Consider the following 17,710-nt stretch of genomic DNA (forward strand, 5'->3'; position numbering starts at 1 on the left):
CGATTTTAACAGTGCTTAGTTTGAATATACAGGCAACAAGAGATTTTCACAATTACCTTTTAAGTTTTGGTAATAGCCAAAGCAACCCGATACTTAAAAGAAAGCATAAAAAAGGCCATACTCTTGACAACGATTTAAAAACAACTACTTTTTCGGTCAATCCAGTTGTTTCTTTAAATCGTATTTGGTTTTTAGTAATAATTTCAGCTCTTCGTAGAGTCTTCCATTGGGTTGAATCCATAACAAAATAAGCGTAGCGCAACAAACTATCATTCTTCATATTGACCGAATTCCATCCAGACTTAGTGGGATAGGTTCTCGTTCTCCATAACTCATTATTTATAGGATCTTGACTTAAAGGAATTACATATCCGTCAGCGTGGATAACAACAGGCTCCATTAGGGTTGAGGATATCTCCAAAGGATAAGGTTCATCTAAAAAGGCAAATTGGTTTATAGCACTAATTGCTCCTTGCCGAATATTTACTTTAGCAACCTTTGTAATGATTTGAGACCATATTTGACGGTATTTCTCAAAATGACCATCTAAAACTAGTTGATAAGTATTCTTTAAGGTTGTTGTTCCTATTTTTCCGTTCCCGTTATACTCAAGAAAAGAATGTTTTGCGAGAGCAAGACCATTTAAGCTGAGACTATCAGAAAACTTATAAGGATATTTTTCAAATTTTAATTCGGGAAAATCTGCGATATCTATATTCTTTTCCCCATCACTCACCACCTGAATTTGATTAAAAAAGCTTACTCTCTTAAATAGTTGATCATCTGGTTGCATAAATACTCCTAATCCATCGTCATATGAAGCATTAGATAAATTGTTCTTGGCTGATCTTGATAGTCCTAAATAAGTATCAGTATCAAGGATAACCAAATCAAATTCTTCCAAACTCTCTTTTGAAAACCTATAAAATGGGTTGCGTTTGGTATTTAAATACTCAAATTTATATTTACCCTTTGTGATTTGACTGCGAACGACAAGCTTATGACCAGACTCACTTAAAAAATTCTTTAAATATTTTGTCTCAAAAGAGGGGAATTGATTTATTATCAAAATATTTAATTGCTCCTTTTTATTAATAACAGTTGGTAGTTGATTTATCTGTATTTCTTTACCTAGACTATCTTTCTCAACTAACTTATAGACAAGGTTGCCTTCAACTTTAGTTTTAGTCTCTAATTTAAATTGACAAGTAATAGAATCTGTTAAACTTATTGAATCTAAAACATTCCCAGCTGGTCCTTGCAACAACAAATAATGCCCTTTAACAGGTTGATTATAAACACCAATAACCGAAAAGTTATCACCTTCAATCAATTCTTGATTGTATTTTAATCTAATAATTCCTGAAAGATTTTCACCTTCTAAATACCTAACAGATTTACCTTGAAGCTGCCAAAAATCATATTCTGGAACTCCATCACCTAAAATTTTAATCTCGCCAACTGAATCTAATTGAGAGCTTAAATCAGATGCCTTTTTGTATGTGGTTATCTTTAGTTTGGGGAAAACTTTTTTAAGGCTATCCAATTTTTTAGTCTGATAACCATCGGTCAATAAAACTCCTGTAGTATCTTGTTCCTTAGCTAAAGAAGGCTCTAGAACCAATACGAGCAATGAAGTGATAGCAACAAAACCTAAAAATAAATTCAAAAGAAATGTTTTGTTAAACAAACCATTCCACTCTTTCCACCAAAATATTATGAATAATAAAAGACCCAGTATTAAAACAGGAGTTGTCATATCATCGTTTATAAACCGAATCCTATCAATCATCCTTTGTGATTTCTTGAAGCAATAATTGATTTATTTTATTGGTATACGCTGTATTCAATGAAGGGGTCGCATCATTATTAGGTATGGCAGCTATTAATCCACTTTGAACTTCTTTTAATTTTTTAGTGTTAAAACTACTCCCCTGAGAAAGCAATTTTAACTCTTGGAGAGTAATCAAATAATTTCCAGGTTTAGCAATTGCCAAAATTGCCAATTCATTTCCTGCTCTTGAAAATAGTTCTTGATCTTGTTGATTAATAGCCCCATTAGAATTAAGCAACTCATTCAATCTTGAAATTGCTTCTCTCATATATGGGTATAACCGTTCATCATCAAGTTCCTTATTCTTAATAACATTTTTAATTTCATCAAGATCACCCGTTAAACGCTTACTTTCTTTTATTGGAGGCGGGTCAAATCCAATTCGATGCACATAAATACGGGCACTATTCTTTATTTCTTGAATCAGTTCTAAAGCTTTATATTGATATGGAAGCGATTTTTGTGGCTCATATAATCTTAAATAGAGCTCGGCATCCCACATTTCGGCCATTGCTTGTTTCAGTTTGCTTTTTAACGACTTGGCAAAAAGTGTAGATGACTCAGGGTCTTCGTGATTATGCAAATATTCTTCTAATGGATCTTCTTTATCTTTAGAATTTTCAGATTCCTCATGTTCATGGTCTTGTTCGTGTTCAACTAAATTGTGATCATTATCACCATCATGGTCATGGGTATACTCATCTAAATGATCTTCGTCTTCATTTGATTCAGAAGACTCGTTAGTAGATGAGTCAAAAGCGCCTTCTGATTCATCACCCATAAACTCACCGTACTTTAATCGCAGTGCTTTTTGGTCAAAACCAAGTTCATTACTTGTAAAATTGAATTCCTGCTTTTTAAGAACTGACTTTTGAGCAATGAGTTTTTCTGTATCGATAATTAATTGACGCTGGCTTCTGAAATAATCAGGCATTAAATCAGCTCCTAAAGTTCCTTCAACAGCAAATCCATTTGTTACTGTATCTCTAATTACTGAGAAGTACGTCTCTGTTCGCCCTATGTTAGCTTTTGGTTCTTTCAAATCTTGCGCCTCAACATAAAAATACAGTTCGTCACCGGGTTCCATTTTCATGTTTCTAAGGTCAATCCTCTTGTTTAATAGTACTTGTTTAGCGCCTTTTTTAAAAGTGGTATCAAAACTTAATCTTTCTTCACGAAATTTAACTGACTCACCTGAACCTTTACTTACTGTTGCAATGATAGTCGCTGAAGCAATACCAAAATCATCACTTATACTGGTCGTAAATTCTATTATTTGTTCATCATCATAATCAAATGTGCTGAACTGAGGTATCTCTTGAATTTCAATAAATGGTGTTTCATCTTTGATTATTTCCAATGAATATAATTCAGATAAGTATGAATTTCCGGCTTTATCAATAAACTTTAGGTTATAAATATTTGCATAGTTTACTGGTAAAGATTTTAAATAATTTGGGTTGCTAAAACTCATGTTATGTTCTTCAGATCCAATTTGCATTAAAGCGGCTTCAACCTCTTTGTCAAATTGTACTGCCCAATTAATTATTGATCCTTCTAAAACCTTAAGATTAAAATTCGTTGTAGTGTTATTATTCTTTTTTGTGTAAGCTGGATAATTAATAGTTACCAATTGTTTAACCACATTTGGAGAAATCTCTTTTTGTTGTAAACTATCTGCGGTTACAAACTGGATCGTCTCATTAGACGTATTTATAATTTCATCGTTTTCAAGACTATTTAAAAAACCTGAATAATGAAGCAAAACACCCAACAACACCAGTGAAATACTTACAACTATATTTCTAAGTATGTTATTCTTAAAAGTGATAGCACTTTCATTATTATTTAATTGCTGTGCAATCTTAACCTGCTGTATCCTTCCTAGTAGAGATAACTCTTCTTCAGATTCTAATAATAAAGAGGTGCTGAATTCCATTTTTGGAAGAAAACTATCTAGATAATTACAGACCTTTATTAAAGTGTATTGTTTTGGTTTTAGAATAGCTATATAAATAGCAAGGCTCAAAATAAAAACCAGCATTGAAACAATTAAACTATTAGTGATAATAAAACTTAAAATAGCTAGACCTAAACAAAAGATAACAACTTCCGCAATTTTTATTAAAAGCCATTTTTGTCGAGCGTTCTTTAAAAGTTGAAGTGCTTGTATCATTGTTTTCTCAATTTAGCTAAAACACGTTCAACACCTAGAAATACAAATAAAGCCAACCACACCCATGAAGAAAGGTCTACTAATTCAGCTCTAGAGAAGCTACTTTCCACTTTGTTATCTATTAAATTTGGTTTTAACTCAATTGGGGATATTGCTCTTTGATCAAATAATTCTAGCTGGTCTTTTAAGTCTTTTTCTAAATCTAAAAGGGCCAGCAAATCCTTAGTGAAATTACCATTAATAACATTTTCTACAGTTAGTCTTTTAGTTAAAACGTAATCATTCACAGAAGAGGTATTTTCAACTAAATGCTTGGCAAAAAGGTCTGCTTTATATGTAATTCTTTTACCTTTTGTGATTGGCAACTGCTCTGATTTCAACCAAACCAAAACATTCAAATTTTCCGCTTTACTAGCAATCACATCTGAATCCAGTTCAATTGAAATTGGTGAATTTGTATAATTCGCAATTACATTAAATGCTTTTTGAAAGTAAATGGCTTCATTATAAAAATTTTCTTCAAATAAAATTCCAATTGAAATTGAGTCCTTTCCTTTCAATCTAACCGACTCTAAATTATTTGAGAATTCAATGATTATACTATCTTCTTTTCTTTGAAAGTTTTCACTTCTTTTATCCAATAGAACAGTTTCAAAACTTGTTCTTTGGATACTACTTTTTATTTTAATAAGGGCGATACTGTCTTTAAAATCTTTGGCAATCAACCAATTTTCATTGTCTTTAGCCTCATTTAAAACAATCCAATTAAGTTTGGCAGCAGTGCTTGGTCTAATACCGCGAACGGCTGAAATATTGCCTTTACTAAAAACAACAATACTATCAGCAGGCAACTCTTCTAGACCATCTACTAATTGCCAATAATTAGGTGTAATATTCCGTTCAAAAAAAGGTAGCTCTTCTAACTTAACTTTTGGAAAACCCTTAGTTAAAAATCTTAATTCTGCACCTTCTGGCAATTCTTTTAAATATGTTTCTAACGAATTTTCATGAATTAATGAAGGTTCAAAAACATAAATTACTTCTTGTTTATTTACTTCAGTTTTGAACTTTAGACCTGTTAAAATTAAAACTAATAAGCTGATTATAATAAGTCTTAAAAAAAGAAGTAAAAGTTCGTTCAGCCTGATATTTCTTGCCTGCTTGGTTTCAGATTGTGGCAAGAATTTAATGCTACCCACTTTTATTACTTCGACATCACCTTTGTTTAAAAGATGAATAGCTATTGGCACTAAAAGTGCCATTAAACCCCATAGATATGTCGGATTCAATAAGGTCATCTCAACTTAGGCTTTTTCTTCTTTTTAAAAACAGCTGTAAACCTTCTTCAATAGGTGCATTAAAATGAAAAAGCTCATATCCAATATCTTTCATTAAAAAAGAGTTTTTTACCTTTTTTAAATGTTCTTCAAATGCATTCAAATAATACTGTTTGACGTCTTTAGAATTCACTTGAATACGCTTATTGGTCTCCAGGTCTTCAAAAACAACATCTCCTGAATAGTCAAACTTAGTTTCATTTTCTCCAACAATTTGAAGCACGGCAACTTCATTTTTTGAAGTTTTTAAATGACCAATCCAATCAGACAATTCTTGATCATCTTCATGCATATCAGTTATAAAAAAAAGTAATTCCTTATGATTTCTATTGTGTACTTTATGAATATCATCAGAGGTTTTAGGCCAAATTCCGGCGCATTTAATTTGAATAAGCTCTGCTAAAATTCTATTGTAATGCTGTTTATGCGTAGTTGGATATAACCTATTTATTTTTTCATTATTTAATGAAAAAAGGCCTACAGCATCACCCTGCTGGTGAGCTAAATAAGCTAAAGAAGCTGCTAGTACACGGGCATAATCCATTTTTGACAATCCCTCTTCTGTATAGTTCATTGAGGCACTGGCATCGATGATAAATTTTACAGCCACTTGAGTTTCAATATCCGCCTGCTTAATATAATATCTACCGGACCTCGCCAGCATTTTCCAATCTAAGAGTCGCATATCATCACCGGCCTGATACCCTCGGTATTGACTAAATTCTAAACCCTGCCCAACGCGTCTACTTTGATGTTTACCTGATAAGAATCCATCAACAATAACGCGAGCTATTAAAGAAAGCCCCGATACGCTATTGATAATATTAGGCTGAAATAAATCTTTGTAGCTAGATTTCACTTGGTTCTATTTTGGTGAAAACTGAAGATGTTCTATTAATTTAATGGCAACTACATCTGAAGTAATTCCTTCCGCTTCAGCACGGAAATTAACCAGTATTCTATGTCTTAAAACTGGCAAGGCAACACGTTTTAAGTCATCTAAGTTTACTGCAAATCTACCCGCCTGCAATGCTCTAGCTTTAGCAGTCAATATCATGGCTTGCCCCGCTCTTGGCCCAGCACCCCAACTAACCCACTCCTTGACAAAAGAATTGTTTGATGTATTTGGCCTTGTCGCACGAACTATTTGATTTACATAAGCAATGAGGTCGTCGCTAATGTAAACTTGTCTCACCAATTTTTGCAATTGCAGAATTTCATCACCGCTAATTACTTTTTCAATTTCGTCAACTTTAGACCCGGTTGTGTTTTTTAAAATTTCAGCTTCCTCTATTTCTGTTGGATAACCAATCTTTATGTAGAATAAGAATCTATCTTGTTGCGCCTCTGGTAAAGGAAATGTACCAGACTGTTCTATTGGGTTTTGAGTTGCCAAAATAAAGAAAGGTCGATCCATCTTATAGGTGATACCAGAATAAGTTACCTCAAATTCTTGCATAGCTTCCAATAGTGCAGCTTGCGTTTTTGGTGGCGTTCTATTGATCTCGTCAGCCAATATTATATTTGAGAAAATAGGCCCTTTATTGAACTTGAAAAACTTTTTGCCTGTTGATTGGTCTTCCTCCATTATTTCAGTCCCAATAATATCAGAAGGCATTAAGTCTGGTGTAAACTGTATCCGATTAAAATTTAGGTCCACAGCTCTTGCCAAAGTTCTTATCAAAAGTGTTTTTGCTAAACCTGGAACACCCTCTAACAAAGCATGACCTCCAGCAAGAAAAACAATCAAAAGTTGTTCAACTGTTTCTTCTTGACCAACAATTACTTTACCAATTTCTTTTTTTAAAAGTTCTATTTTATGGGTAAGTGCTTTTATTTCTTTTTCCGCAACTACTAAATTATCGTCCATTATAAATATTAAGAAGTTAAAGCGTACATCACGATATTAACACCAAATCGTGTGTTATCTATCTTGTACCATCGCTTGTTTCTAAAATCATAGTCCCATTCACAACCATAATCTTTATTACTATACAAAACACCAACTCGATTGTTGACCTCAATTGCTTTTAAGTACTCATGAACCAAATCATCTCCCCAACCGTTCAATTCTTGTGAAGTAGTCGGCGGCCCATCATCAAATTCAAAAAATACAGAATATATCTCATGATTATTTGGTATTTTCTTTAGCGAATCACGGCCAAAAATTTCTTCCATTTGGCGCTCAAAAGACTTAGCAAACAAACCATCAATATCATGGTTACAGTCGTCTACAAATACGAATCCTCCATTGTTTATATACTTTTTAAAATTTTCTTTCTCTTTTTTAGAAAATTGAACCAGTTTATGACCAGACAAATAACAGAACGGACACTTGAAAATATCTTCACTGGCCAAAGGCACAATGTTTTCTATGGTATTCACACGTAAAGTGGTGTACTCAACTAAAGAATTCAAAAGGTTAGAAGGCATGCGTTGATCAACATCCCAATCACCTGATTCATATTGTAGTCTAGTAAAGAAAAAGTCGTTACTCAACAGTATTTACTTCTATTTCGGATTAAAATAAAAACTGGTTGCGATTATATTGATCACAACCAGTTGTATAAAGTTATTTAAAATCTATACCGCATCAGATAAACTTGTAAAAGTAAAGTCTCTAATTTTCATGAATGGAATCAAATTTCCTTCTACCCTAACTTGTTGACCTAAAGTCTCTAAGTTATTTAGCATAATAATTGGGCTTTCATTGAATCTTAAATTCTTAATTGGATGCTTAATAGCACCATTTTCGATATAAAAAGTTCCATCTCTAGTCAAGCCAGTGTAAAGTAATGTTTGTGGGTCAACAGATCTGATATACCATAAACGTGTAACTAAAATTCCCTTTTTAGTACTCTTGATTAAATCTTCAAGAGAAGCATCACCACCACCCATGATAAAATTACTTGGGAATGGAACAGGGTCAACGCCCTTTTCTTTTGCCCAAAAACGACCATAAGCTAAATTTTTAACTACGCCATTTTCTATCCATGTTGTTTTCTTCAAGGGCTGACCAGCACCATTCCAAGTTGCACTCGGAACTTCTGGATTAAGAGGGTCTGACCATAATTGAACTCTTTCGTCAACAATTTTCTCCCCAATTTTATTACCACCATCTTTAGACATAAAACTTCTGCCTTCATCTGCTGTACGAGCGTTCATTGCTCTGCCTAATCCATTTAATAGTCCTAAACCTGCCGATGGTTCTAAAATCACCGTATACTTACCAGGTTCAATTGCTTTAGCTTCTTTTGACATTACAGCTTTATCAATCGCCGTATTACTAGCTTCTGTCGCATCAAACTTTGATACATCATTTACATCTCTAGTTACCCAACCAGATCCAGTACCATCATTAGTTCTCATTGTAACTGTAAATTCAAGGTTGGTTTCTTTGTTATATGCGAACAAACCTTTTGAATTCATCATCGCACTAAAACCAGCTGAATCGTCTAAAAAACCAGCCGCAGTAACATCTTTTGCAGCTGCAGGGGTAATACTACTATTAGCAACTTCAGCTCTATACTCAGGAGTAATATTAGCTGTAGCATCAATATAATTAATTGCCTCATCATAAGTCTGTGGACCTAAGGGGCCCATAAACTCAGGATTCTCAGGGGAAAGTTTTGCTAACTCCTCTGATCTTTCAACTACTCTTTTCAATGATTCATCATCAAATTCATCAATGGTTGCAGTACCCATTTGTTTACCAAAATTTGACTGAACTACTAAAGTCTGATTCGAACGATATCCGGCTGTGGAAACAGAGTTTCTTGCATATCTAATATTCCCGCTTTCACCACCATCCAAATTGACTTCACAAGCATCTGCTTTGGAAAAGCTCAATGCTTTTTCCATTATCTTTTTTGCTTCTTCTTTTGTATATATTGCCATTTTATTTTTTCTTTTAATGAAATTTGGAATTAAACTGTTCTACCTGTATTAATAACATTAATGTCATCAAATCTTGTGGTAGAACTACCATGGGATACCGCACTTATTTGTGAAGGTTGCCCTTTTCCGTCAAAGAAAGACCCAAACATTCTGTAGTCGCTCTCATCACATATTTTAGAACATGAATTCCAAAATTCTTGCGTATTAGATTGATATGCAACATCATTGAGCATACCTGCTATTTCGCCATTCTTAATTTCATAAAATGCTGTACCTCCAAATTGGAAGTTGTAACGCTGTTGATCAATAGAGTAAGATCCTCTACCAGCGATATAAATGCCCTTTTCAACATCTTTAATCATGTCGGATGAAGAATACTTTTCTTTACCAGCTTCAAGTGAAACATTTGGCATACGCTGGAATTGAACATCATTCCAACTTTGAGCATAACAACAACCATGTGATTCATCTTGGCCAAGAATGTTAACTTGATCTCTAATGGCTTGATAATTCACCAAAGTTCCATTTCTAACTAAATCCCATTCCTTGCATTTAACACCTTCATCATCATAACCAACAGCTCCTAAACTACCTTTTTGAGTTTTATCGGCTACAAGATTAACAAGATTACTTCCGTAATTAAAGTTACCTGATTTCCATTTATCTAAAGTTGCAAAACTAGTTCCAGCATAATTAGCTTCATAGCCTAATACTCTATCTAATTCTAGCGGATGTCCAACTGATTCGTGTATCGTTAATCCTAAGTGATTAGGTTCTAATACTAAATCATATTTTCCTGGGTCTACAGATTTTGCGGTAAGCATTTCTTTAGCTTGCTTGGCAGCTGTGACAGCATCTTCAACAATGTCATAACTATTTCTGTATAACATCATCCCATCTGGACCTGCAATTTTTTCAGAAGCTAATCCATCCATATACTCATAACCCATACCCATTGGAGCACTCATAGCCTGCCGAGTCTTAAACTTACCAGCTGAACGGTCAACTGCAGTTACTCCAAAAGTTGGCCAAATTCTATGAACGTCTTGATCAATATATGAACCGTCTGTTGAAGCAAAGTACTTTTGCTCATTTACCATAAACAGAGCAGAATTCACAAAATTTGCTCCATTATCTAAGGCTGCCGCATTTGCTTTTAAAAGCAAATCTACTTTTTCAGAAACTGGAACATTTTTAAAATCTTTTTGAATTGGAGTTTTCCAAGAAACCTCACCATGTGATTGAACTGGTGCTAATTTTACAGGCTCTTTCTGAATCTTAGAATTTGCCTTTGCAATTGCAACAGCTTGTTCTGTAGCTTTCTTAATACCATCTTCGGTTACGCTATTGGTAGAAGCAAAGCCCCAAGTACCATTAGTGATTACACGAATTCCGATACCAAAAGACTCTGTATTTACAACATTTTGAACCTTGTCTTCTCTAGTGAATACGTACTGATTCAAGTACCTACCTATTCGAGCATCAGCATAAGTAGCTCCTAAGGATTTAGCTGTGTTTAAAGCAACATCAGCCATACGTTTTTTTACAAGTACATCCATACCTGGTTCTAGCAGGGCTTCAGTAGCAATGTTATTACCCATCATTGTTGTAGGCAATAAAAGAGCTCCAGCACCTAAACCAGATAACTGTACAAAATCTCTTCTTTTCATTTAGTGTCTTGTTTTGTTGTTTGAAGTAGTTAAAGATTGATGATACCATCTTCAAACTGGTTGTTATTTAAGAAAGCATGTTCTAAATGACCTTCTATTCGTTTTTTGAACGATTAGCTCCTAAAATACTGAATTTTCTAGGGTAGATTGCTACGCTTTTAGATTTTATTAAGAGTTTTTAATAGGATTAAGAATCTTTAATAGAATAGCAATTTCAAAGTAAAGGACAATTGGTACTAAAGAAAAACAAAAAACCCCGCAAATTGCGGGGTTTGAAGTGGTGCCTCCAGGAATCGAACCAGGGACACATGGATTTTCAGTCCATTGCTCTACCAACTGAGCTAAGGCACCATGCTTATTAAAGCGGCTGCAAATATAATTTCTAATTTAAGATTAACCAATAAAAAAACATAAAAAAACTACCCGTTGCTTTTAATAGCCATTTATTTACTAAAAAAGTTATTTCAATTATCCTTTCCAATATAATGAATTGCCATCCACACGCTTTTTGATACAACTTATAAATTAACCTTAATTAAAAAGTAAGAATTAGATACTTTTAAAAAAGAAAACAAACCATTTCAGAAAATGAACACTTTTGACAAAAAACTAGGCTATTTGTTTTGGTATTTTACGGTTCTCGTATCTATTGCATTACTTTTGAATAGTCTAATTAGATATTTTAATTAGTTATTTACTTCCAAATAGATTTAAGGCTTTTAATCGTTTGATTTTTAATCTCTAAATTGGATTTTGAATTATTCTTAATAGTCATTTTAGAATATTCCTCACTTGGGAATAGCTGCGAAGTCATTGCATATAGCCCATTATCAAGAAAAATCTCAATTGAAGATTGGTCTATGTAAATTTTAACTTCAAATTCTTCCGATAATTCATTAACTGACATGTAATGTAATTTATTACCAAAATCATAATTGAAGTTTGTGATTCCTGATTGACTGCGATCTAACATGAATAAATTAGAAACTGAGTCAAAAATGATGTTGACCTCCTCATTAATTTCATTACTTAATGAAAGCTCAAAGTCCTTCTTATTGGCAGTAAAAGTAATTACAGATTGATTTAAATTTTCATTTTCAAGCATAAATTCTTCACCTGCCTTTAAATTATTATTAACACCAATTTTTTTACCTTCTAAACGAAGTACTTGTTCTACCGGATAATTAGCCAAGTAATAAGAATCATTTTGTTTTCTAAGAGTTAATTTTCGAGGTAATGTCATTGCACTGCGCCAGATACCTGTGGGGGTCTTAAGTGCATACTGCCAATTACTCATCCATCCAATAAAAACCCTATCCTGTTTTGGGGTATCATTATAGGTTACCCCTGCATAATTATCAGTACCCCAGTCCAACCATTTGTATTCTATTTGATCAGACGTAAAATTATCCCCGTCAAAATCTCCTATGAAATACTGTGTTCCGCTTCCTCCGTTAGGGCTGCCGTTTCCAATACTAATAATGAGCACCCATTTTTCTTCATCTGTTCCCTCTACTTTTAACTTAAATAAATCTGGACATTCCCAAACACCTCCGTGTGCCCCTTGACCTACTCCAAAATCACTAATATGATTCCACTGCTTTAAATCTTTTGAGCGATAAAACTTTGCATGATTACCCGCAACTAAGGTCATGATCCAACTTTCTGTTGGATCATGCCAAAAGACTTTAGGATCCCTAAAGTCTTTCATTGTGGTATTATCTATTACAGGATTATCTTCATACTTTGTCCAAGTATCACCATTATCAAGACTATACGCAATACCTTGTGTTTGGGTATTAATTCCTCCTGATTTTTCAATATCTAATCTAAAGTAAGTGTATATCGCTACCAAGGGCACTTTGCCATCTTTGCCAAAACCCGTGGTATTCAATTTATCAATGACAGCACTTCCTGAAAATATAAACCCTTTTTCATCTGGGAATAAGGCGATAGGTTTGTTTTTCCAATGCACTAAATCTTCGCTTGTCGCATGCCCCCAATGCATAGGACCCCAAACTGTTGCATTCGGGTAATGTTGATAGAACAAATGATAAATTCCTTCGTGGTAAACCAAACCATTAGGATCGTTCATCCAGCCTGTTGGAGGAGTAAAATGATATTGCGGACGATATGTTTCTTGATAAGCCTCATCTAGCTGTTTATTGATCTTATCTATTTCAACCTTTCTTTTACAAGAAATAATAACTAAAAAAGCAAAAACTAGAAGGACAGCGCTGCGCATACTAAGAAATAAGAATGATGAAGTTGAAGATAAAGAATTTAAAATAAGCCCTCATAAATCGTATCTTTACCATTGAAATATATTGACATGCGTTTTTTTCTAGCAGCCCTAATTATTGCTTGCTTTTTCTCTTTTACATTTTCGCAAAAGACCATTGATGAGACTTTACAAAAGTTCAATAGTAATAGTGTAGATTACATAACTGTAGATGAGCTGAAAACACTAAACCAACCGCTACTTTTTGATACCCGTAAGAAAGAGGAATTTGATGTTAGTCATATAAAAGATGCCCAATGGGTGGGGCACCAAACGTTTAAAATTGATACTATCTTAAAAGACTATCCCAATAAAAACACGCCTATTGTAGTCTACTGTTCCATAGGAGTACGGTCAGAAAATATTGGTGAAAAGCTATTAAAAGCCGGTTACACTAATGTCAAGAATCTTTATGGAGGTATTTTTGAATGGGTAAATCGTGAAAATACCATTGTTGATTCTGATCAGAATGAAACAGAAAAAATTCATGCATTTAGTAAGCATTGGGGCAAACTATTGACCAATGGCGATAAAGTCTATAAAACCAAATCAAAAAAAATTGAAAAAAAAGCCAACTAACCTACTCTTAATTTTTACAAGAAATCCTGAACTAGGCAAATGTAAAACACGTTTAGCGGCAACTACAGGTGATAAAATTGCTTTAGATATCTACAAGTTTCTTTTAAAACATACTGTGGCGATAACCAGAGAGCTTAAGACTGAAAAATATGTATACTACTCAGAAGAAATTTGGGAAGATGATGTCTGGGATTCAAAATTGTACACAAAAAAACTACAAGAAGGAATCGATTTAGGTGAAAGAATGAAAAATGCTTTTAATGAAGGCTTTAAAAGCGGCTTCGAAAGAATCATTATTATTGGTAGTGATATGTATGATTTATCTCATGAAGATTTAAATAGTGCTTTTGAAAAATTAAATCACCATGATGTTATTGTTGGCCCCGCCCAAGATGGAGGGTATTATTTATTAGGCCTAAAGTCTAATCAAAATGAGCTGTTTTCAAATAAAGCTTGGGGAACAGGCACCGTTCTAAAACATACACTAGAAGACCTTAATGAAACCAACTACAGCTTAATCGATGAAAGAAATGATGTAGATGTTTTTGAAGACATCAAAGATATTAAGGTTTTTCAACATTTTTTTAAAACTAAAATATGACAAAGAAACAACTAAATGAATCTGCTGAATATTTAAAAAATAAAGGTTTTGATTCTCCTGAAATAGGCATTGTCTTAGGAACTGGTTTAGGTCAATTAGTCGATGAAATTGAAGAACCAATTGAAGCGCATTACCATCATATACCAAATTTTCCACTCGCTACTGTTGAGTTTCATACGGGTAAACTACTTTTTGGTTTTATAGAAAATAAAAAAGTGGTCGTTATGCAAGGTCGTTTTCATTTGTACGAAGGTTATGATCTTTTAGATGTTACCTATCCTATCCGAGTTATGCATGAATTAGGAATTCAAAAGTTATTTATTTCGAATGCGGCTGGTGCAGTCAATTTAAATTTTAAGAAGGGAGATATTATGCTTCTTGAAGATCATATTAATCTACAAGGAGGTTCTCCATTGGCATTTAAAAATGTTGCGGAATTTGGTGATCGTTTTGTTGATATGAGCGAACCGTATGATTTTGAAATGCGAGAAAAAATAACAGCCATTGCTGCACAAGAAAACATATCACTTCAAAAAGGAGTATATGCTTCTGTAGTAGGTCCACAATTAGAAACAAAGGCAGAATACAGAATGCTTAAAATACTAGGAGCAGATGCTGTGGGAATGAGTACTGTACCTGAAGTTATTGTTGCAAACCATTTAAGATTACCAATTGTTGCAATTTCAGTTTTAACAGATGAATGTGATCCTGACAATCTACTACCTGTTAATATTCAAGAAATAATAGAGATAGCTGGTAAAACGGAGCCTAAAATGATAAAAATATTCAAAGAATTAGTCAAGGTATTGTAAGTAATACTTCTAAATTTCCACTATTTGATTGTGTACATTGAATTTTCATGAGTAGTAGTTTGTCTTCTAAAATAAGCATCATTATTCCTGTTTTAAACGAAAGTCATATTTTGGCTGGTTTGATTGATCTTATCAAAAAAAATAGTTCAACCAATACTATTGAAGAAATCATATTAGTTGATGGCGGCAGCACTGATAATACTGTTGAAATAGCTGTAGGATTGGATTTGAAAATTATCAGCTCCAAAAAAGGACGGGCTCATCAAATGAATACTGGCGCTAAAATCGCCAAAGGTGAAATACTGTATTTTCTACATGCAGATACTTTACCACCAAAAAAATTTGATAACCTTATTATTAAGGCCTACAAAGCTGGTAATAACACTGGCTGTTTTCGAATGGAATTTGATTCAAAAAACTTATTTCTTCGTGGTTTCGCCTACTTGTCTAAAATTAATCATACCCTCTGCAGAGGTGGAGATCAATCTCTTTTTATTTCAAAACAACTTTTTGAACAAGAGAATGGCTTTGATGAACGCTACCTAATCTATGAGGATAGTGAGTTTATCAGAAGACTATACAAGACTACTAAGTTCATCGTTCTGCCTCAAAAAGTAATAACATCTGCCAGAAAATATCGAGAGAAAGGATGGATTAATGTACAATTTCATTTTGGTATGATTCATTTAAAAAATTACCTCGGCGCCGGCCCCAATGACCTTTACCGATATTATCAAAAACATCTAGTAGTTTAATTATTGAAATTCACACTATTTGATTTTATATCTTAGAGCTGTGAATACTTTTCAGACCATATGCGCTATTGTGTTATCAATCGGTGCTTTACAAGGCCTCATTTATGGTATTATTTTACTATCTAATAAAGGACCAAACAGGGTTGCTAATAAATTCTTAGCTCTTATACTTTTCTTTTTCTCCTATCGCCTGGTAGTCGAGGTTTTGCAATTTTTCGGTCTCGGTATTTATGACTTTTGGTACCATATTATGCTAGAATACAATTGGATCTATGGTGCTTTAATTTACTTTTTTGTTATTGCGCTAATCAAACCAAACTTTAAACTATCTACTTCTCATTGGATTCATTTTTTACCAGTTATATTAGAATTTCTTTGGAGTAATTTTATCAAATTTCAAAACTTTTATTGGGATGGAACAAGAGAAAGTCTTACTTGGCTTGGCTATTGGGGATATGTAGTTTGGGTGCAATTTCCGACGATGTATATCGTCTGTGGTGCTTTAATAATTTATTACAGTTACAAGGCAAGAACCGAATTGCTCTTAAAACTTAAAAATGAATCAACCCTTTCTAAAGAAAAGATTCAGTGGATTTTAAACTTGCTATTAATCTTAAGAGTATTCTCCATTTTCTTTATGAGTATTACCTTAATAGATTTGATATTTTTCAACTATGCTTTTGATAGTTTTTACAGGGTTCCGTTATTCTTGGGCTTAGCTATTATAACATATGGTATTGGTTTAGTCGGTTTTAGCAAAAGAGATACTGTTCTAATAAAACCAAATAGAGTTCTATCAAAAAAAGAAGAGAATGAATTAAAGAAGATTTCAATTGAATTAGAACATTTAATGACGACACAGAAGATTTTTACAAATCCGGAATTATCATTAAGAAGTTTGGCGGATACTTTGAAAATTAAACCTTACTTATTAACCAATTGTTTAAATATAAAATACGGAAAATCATTTAATACCTATGTAAATGAAAAACGAATTGAAGAGTTAAAACTACTACTAGAAAAACCTGAAAACGATAAAATTACGCTATTAGGACTTGCTTATGAAGCAGGCTTTAACTCAAAAGCCTCTTTCAATAGGTCAGTTAAAAAAATAACAGGGAAATCGCCTAAAGCCCTAAAATCAAAAGAATAATAGACTCATATTTTTAATCGATACTTTTTCAATTTTTAAAAAGGTCTCAATTTTATAACTGCAACGACTAGTATTCATCTAAATCCAATATTTGCTTCATAATTATAAATCAATAACTATGAAAGCATTTATCACTACTATTTTTTTCTTATTTCAAGTATTTGCCCTATCAAGTCAGGTTGACTATGGCACACCTAAAGGGAATCAGATTCCAACAAAATTGTCAAAACTTCCAAGATTAATACTAGTAAACAACTTTCCAAATGAAATAGATGCGGTCAAAATTAAAGATCGTTATTATTGGAAACATACAACTTCTATACTATGCAAATTTGATAATGTAGAAATAATAGAATTCGGGGCATTTCTTTTTTACAATAACCAGTGGAATTTAAGACAGACTTATAATTTGAAAGAGTTAGACAAAAAGTTTGATACTAAAAAACAACAATTAAAACTTGGCCAACCTTATACTTGGCGAAATAATTGGAGAACGGACTCTAAGCTTTTTGGTGGTTGGGCCATGTGGTATTTCATTGGAGTCACAAGTTCTGGGGAAAAAATATGCGGCTACCAAAAAATTAACACAACAAATAATCTATTAAATCAATAAAT

Annotated in this window: 15 protein-coding genes and 1 tRNA gene; 6 read left to right on the forward strand and 10 right to left on the reverse strand. The window is 33.2% G+C overall.

Features of this window, described 5'->3' with window-relative positions:
• Positions 1 to 52: 52 nt before the first annotated feature.
• From RM542_RS00290 to RM542_RS00335, 10 genes are all read right to left on the reverse strand, one after another.
• Positions 53 to 1,792: a hypothetical protein gene (locus RM542_RS00290; protein ID WP_311383700.1), complete on the reverse strand. Its 1,740-nt coding sequence runs from the start codon at positions 1,790 to 1,792 to the stop codon at positions 53 to 55.
• Complete coding sequence (locus tag RM542_RS00295) at positions 1,785 to 4,010, reverse strand: tryptophan-rich sensory protein (RefSeq protein ID WP_311383701.1); 2,226 nt, start codon at positions 4,008 to 4,010, stop codon at positions 1,785 to 1,787. The genes RM542_RS00290 and RM542_RS00295 overlap by 8 nt, the downstream gene beginning before the upstream one ends.
• Positions 4,007 to 5,308: a BatA domain-containing protein gene (locus RM542_RS00300; protein ID WP_311383702.1), complete on the reverse strand. Its 1,302-nt coding sequence runs from the start codon at positions 5,306 to 5,308 to the stop codon at positions 4,007 to 4,009. Before RM542_RS00300 ends, RM542_RS00295 begins: the two co-directional genes overlap by 4 nt.
• Before the next feature lies 1 nt (position 5,309).
• Positions 5,310 to 6,206, reverse strand: a complete 897-nt coding sequence (locus RM542_RS00305) for a DUF58 domain-containing protein (protein ID WP_311383703.1) — start codon at positions 6,204 to 6,206, stop codon at positions 5,310 to 5,312.
• Positions 6,207 to 6,212: 6 nt separating this feature from the next.
• Positions 6,213 to 7,217 carry a MoxR family ATPase gene (locus tag RM542_RS00310; protein ID WP_311383704.1) on the reverse strand — a complete coding sequence of 335 codons (1,005 nt, stop codon included), beginning with the start codon at positions 7,215 to 7,217 and terminating at the stop codon, positions 6,213 to 6,215.
• Positions 7,218 to 7,225: 8 nt separating this feature from the next.
• The gene (locus RM542_RS00315) at positions 7,226 to 7,846 is read right to left on the reverse strand and encodes a DUF4159 domain-containing protein (RefSeq protein ID WP_311383705.1); all 621 of its coding nucleotides are present in this window, start codon (positions 7,844 to 7,846) and stop codon (positions 7,226 to 7,228) included.
• Positions 7,847 to 7,930: 84 nt separating this feature from the next.
• A complete protein-coding gene (locus RM542_RS00320) occupies positions 7,931 to 9,244 on the reverse strand; it encodes a TldD/PmbA family protein (protein ID WP_311383706.1) in 1,314 nt (437 codons plus the stop codon).
• A gap of 29 nt (positions 9,245 to 9,273) precedes the next feature.
• On the reverse strand, positions 9,274 to 10,914 hold the full coding sequence (locus RM542_RS00325; protein WP_311383707.1) for a TldD/PmbA family protein: 1,641 nt from the start codon (positions 10,912 to 10,914) through the stop codon (positions 9,274 to 9,276).
• A gap of 278 nt (positions 10,915 to 11,192) precedes the next feature.
• Positions 11,193 to 11,265 (reverse strand) — tRNA-Phe (locus RM542_RS00330).
• Positions 11,266 to 11,608: 343 nt separating this feature from the next.
• Positions 11,609 to 13,159 (reverse strand): glycoside hydrolase family 32 protein, encoded by a 1,551-nt coding sequence (locus RM542_RS00335; RefSeq protein ID WP_311383708.1) that lies wholly within the window; start codon positions 13,157 to 13,159, stop codon positions 11,609 to 11,611.
• 87 nt (positions 13,160 to 13,246) lie between these two features.
• Here RM542_RS00335 and RM542_RS00340 point away from each other — a divergent pair, with 87 nt between their 5' ends.
• The 6 genes from RM542_RS00340 to RM542_RS00365 all read left to right on the forward strand — a co-directional run bounded on the left by RM542_RS00340 (position 13,247) and on the right by RM542_RS00365 (position 17,708).
• Positions 13,247 to 13,774 carry a rhodanese-like domain-containing protein gene (locus RM542_RS00340; RefSeq protein ID WP_311383709.1) on the forward strand — a complete coding sequence of 176 codons (528 nt, stop codon included), beginning with the start codon at positions 13,247 to 13,249 and terminating at the stop codon, positions 13,772 to 13,774.
• On the forward strand, positions 13,755 to 14,375 hold the full coding sequence (locus RM542_RS00345) for a TIGR04282 family arsenosugar biosynthesis glycosyltransferase (protein ID WP_311383710.1): 621 nt from the start codon (positions 13,755 to 13,757) through the stop codon (positions 14,373 to 14,375). Before RM542_RS00340 ends, RM542_RS00345 begins: the two co-directional genes overlap by 20 nt.
• A complete protein-coding gene (locus RM542_RS00350; RefSeq protein ID WP_311383711.1) occupies positions 14,372 to 15,187 on the forward strand; it encodes a purine-nucleoside phosphorylase in 816 nt (271 codons plus the stop codon). Before RM542_RS00345 ends, RM542_RS00350 begins: the two co-directional genes overlap by 4 nt.
• Positions 15,188 to 15,234: 47 nt before the next feature.
• Positions 15,235 to 15,942 (forward strand): TIGR04283 family arsenosugar biosynthesis glycosyltransferase, encoded by a 708-nt coding sequence (locus tag RM542_RS00355; RefSeq protein ID WP_311383712.1) that lies wholly within the window; start codon positions 15,235 to 15,237, stop codon positions 15,940 to 15,942.
• 19 nt (positions 15,943 to 15,961) lie between these two features.
• Positions 15,962 to 17,095: an AraC family transcriptional regulator gene (locus tag RM542_RS00360; RefSeq protein ID WP_311383713.1), complete on the forward strand. Its 1,134-nt coding sequence runs from the start codon at positions 15,962 to 15,964 to the stop codon at positions 17,093 to 17,095.
• Positions 17,096 to 17,213: 118 nt separating this feature from the next.
• On the forward strand, positions 17,214 to 17,708 hold the full coding sequence (locus RM542_RS00365; protein ID WP_311383714.1) for a hypothetical protein: 495 nt from the start codon (positions 17,214 to 17,216) through the stop codon (positions 17,706 to 17,708).
• The last annotated feature ends 2 nt before the right edge of the window (positions 17,709 to 17,710 follow it).

It is taken from the genome of Croceitalea sp. P059 (assembly GCF_031846365.1).
Classification (GTDB): Bacteria; Bacteroidota; Bacteroidia; order Flavobacteriales; family Flavobacteriaceae; genus Croceitalea; species Croceitalea vernalis.

Coding starts and splice junctions, on each gene's coding strand:
- RM542_RS00290 (WP_311383700.1), bottom strand. CDS start 1,792: ATGATTGATAGGATTCGGTTTATAAACGATGATATGACAACTCCTGTT.
- RM542_RS00295 (WP_311383701.1), bottom strand. CDS start 4,010: ATGATACAAGCACTTCAACTTTTAAAGAACGCTCGACAAAAATGGCTT.
- RM542_RS00300 (WP_311383702.1), bottom strand. CDS start 5,308: ATGACCTTATTGAATCCGACATATCTATGGGGTTTAATGGCACTTTTA.
- RM542_RS00310 (WP_311383704.1), bottom strand. CDS start 7,217: ATGGACGATAATTTAGTAGTTGCGGAAAAAGAAATAAAAGCACTTACC.
- RM542_RS00320 (WP_311383706.1), bottom strand. CDS start 9,244: ATGGCAATATATACAAAAGAAGAAGCAAAAAAGATAATGGAAAAAGCA.
- RM542_RS00325 (WP_311383707.1), bottom strand. CDS start 10,914: ATGAAAAGAAGAGATTTTGTACAGTTATCTGGTTTAGGTGCTGGAGCT.
- RM542_RS00335 (WP_311383708.1), bottom strand. CDS start 13,159: ATGCGCAGCGCTGTCCTTCTAGTTTTTGCTTTTTTAGTTATTATTTCT.
- RM542_RS00340 (WP_311383709.1), top strand. CDS start 13,247: ATGCGTTTTTTTCTAGCAGCCCTAATTATTGCTTGCTTTTTCTCTTTT.
- RM542_RS00350 (WP_311383711.1), top strand. CDS start 14,372: ATGACAAAGAAACAACTAAATGAATCTGCTGAATATTTAAAAAATAAA.
- RM542_RS00355 (WP_311383712.1), top strand. CDS start 15,235: ATGAGTAGTAGTTTGTCTTCTAAAATAAGCATCATTATTCCTGTTTTA.
- RM542_RS00365 (WP_311383714.1), top strand. CDS start 17,214: ATGAAAGCATTTATCACTACTATTTTTTTCTTATTTCAAGTATTTGCC.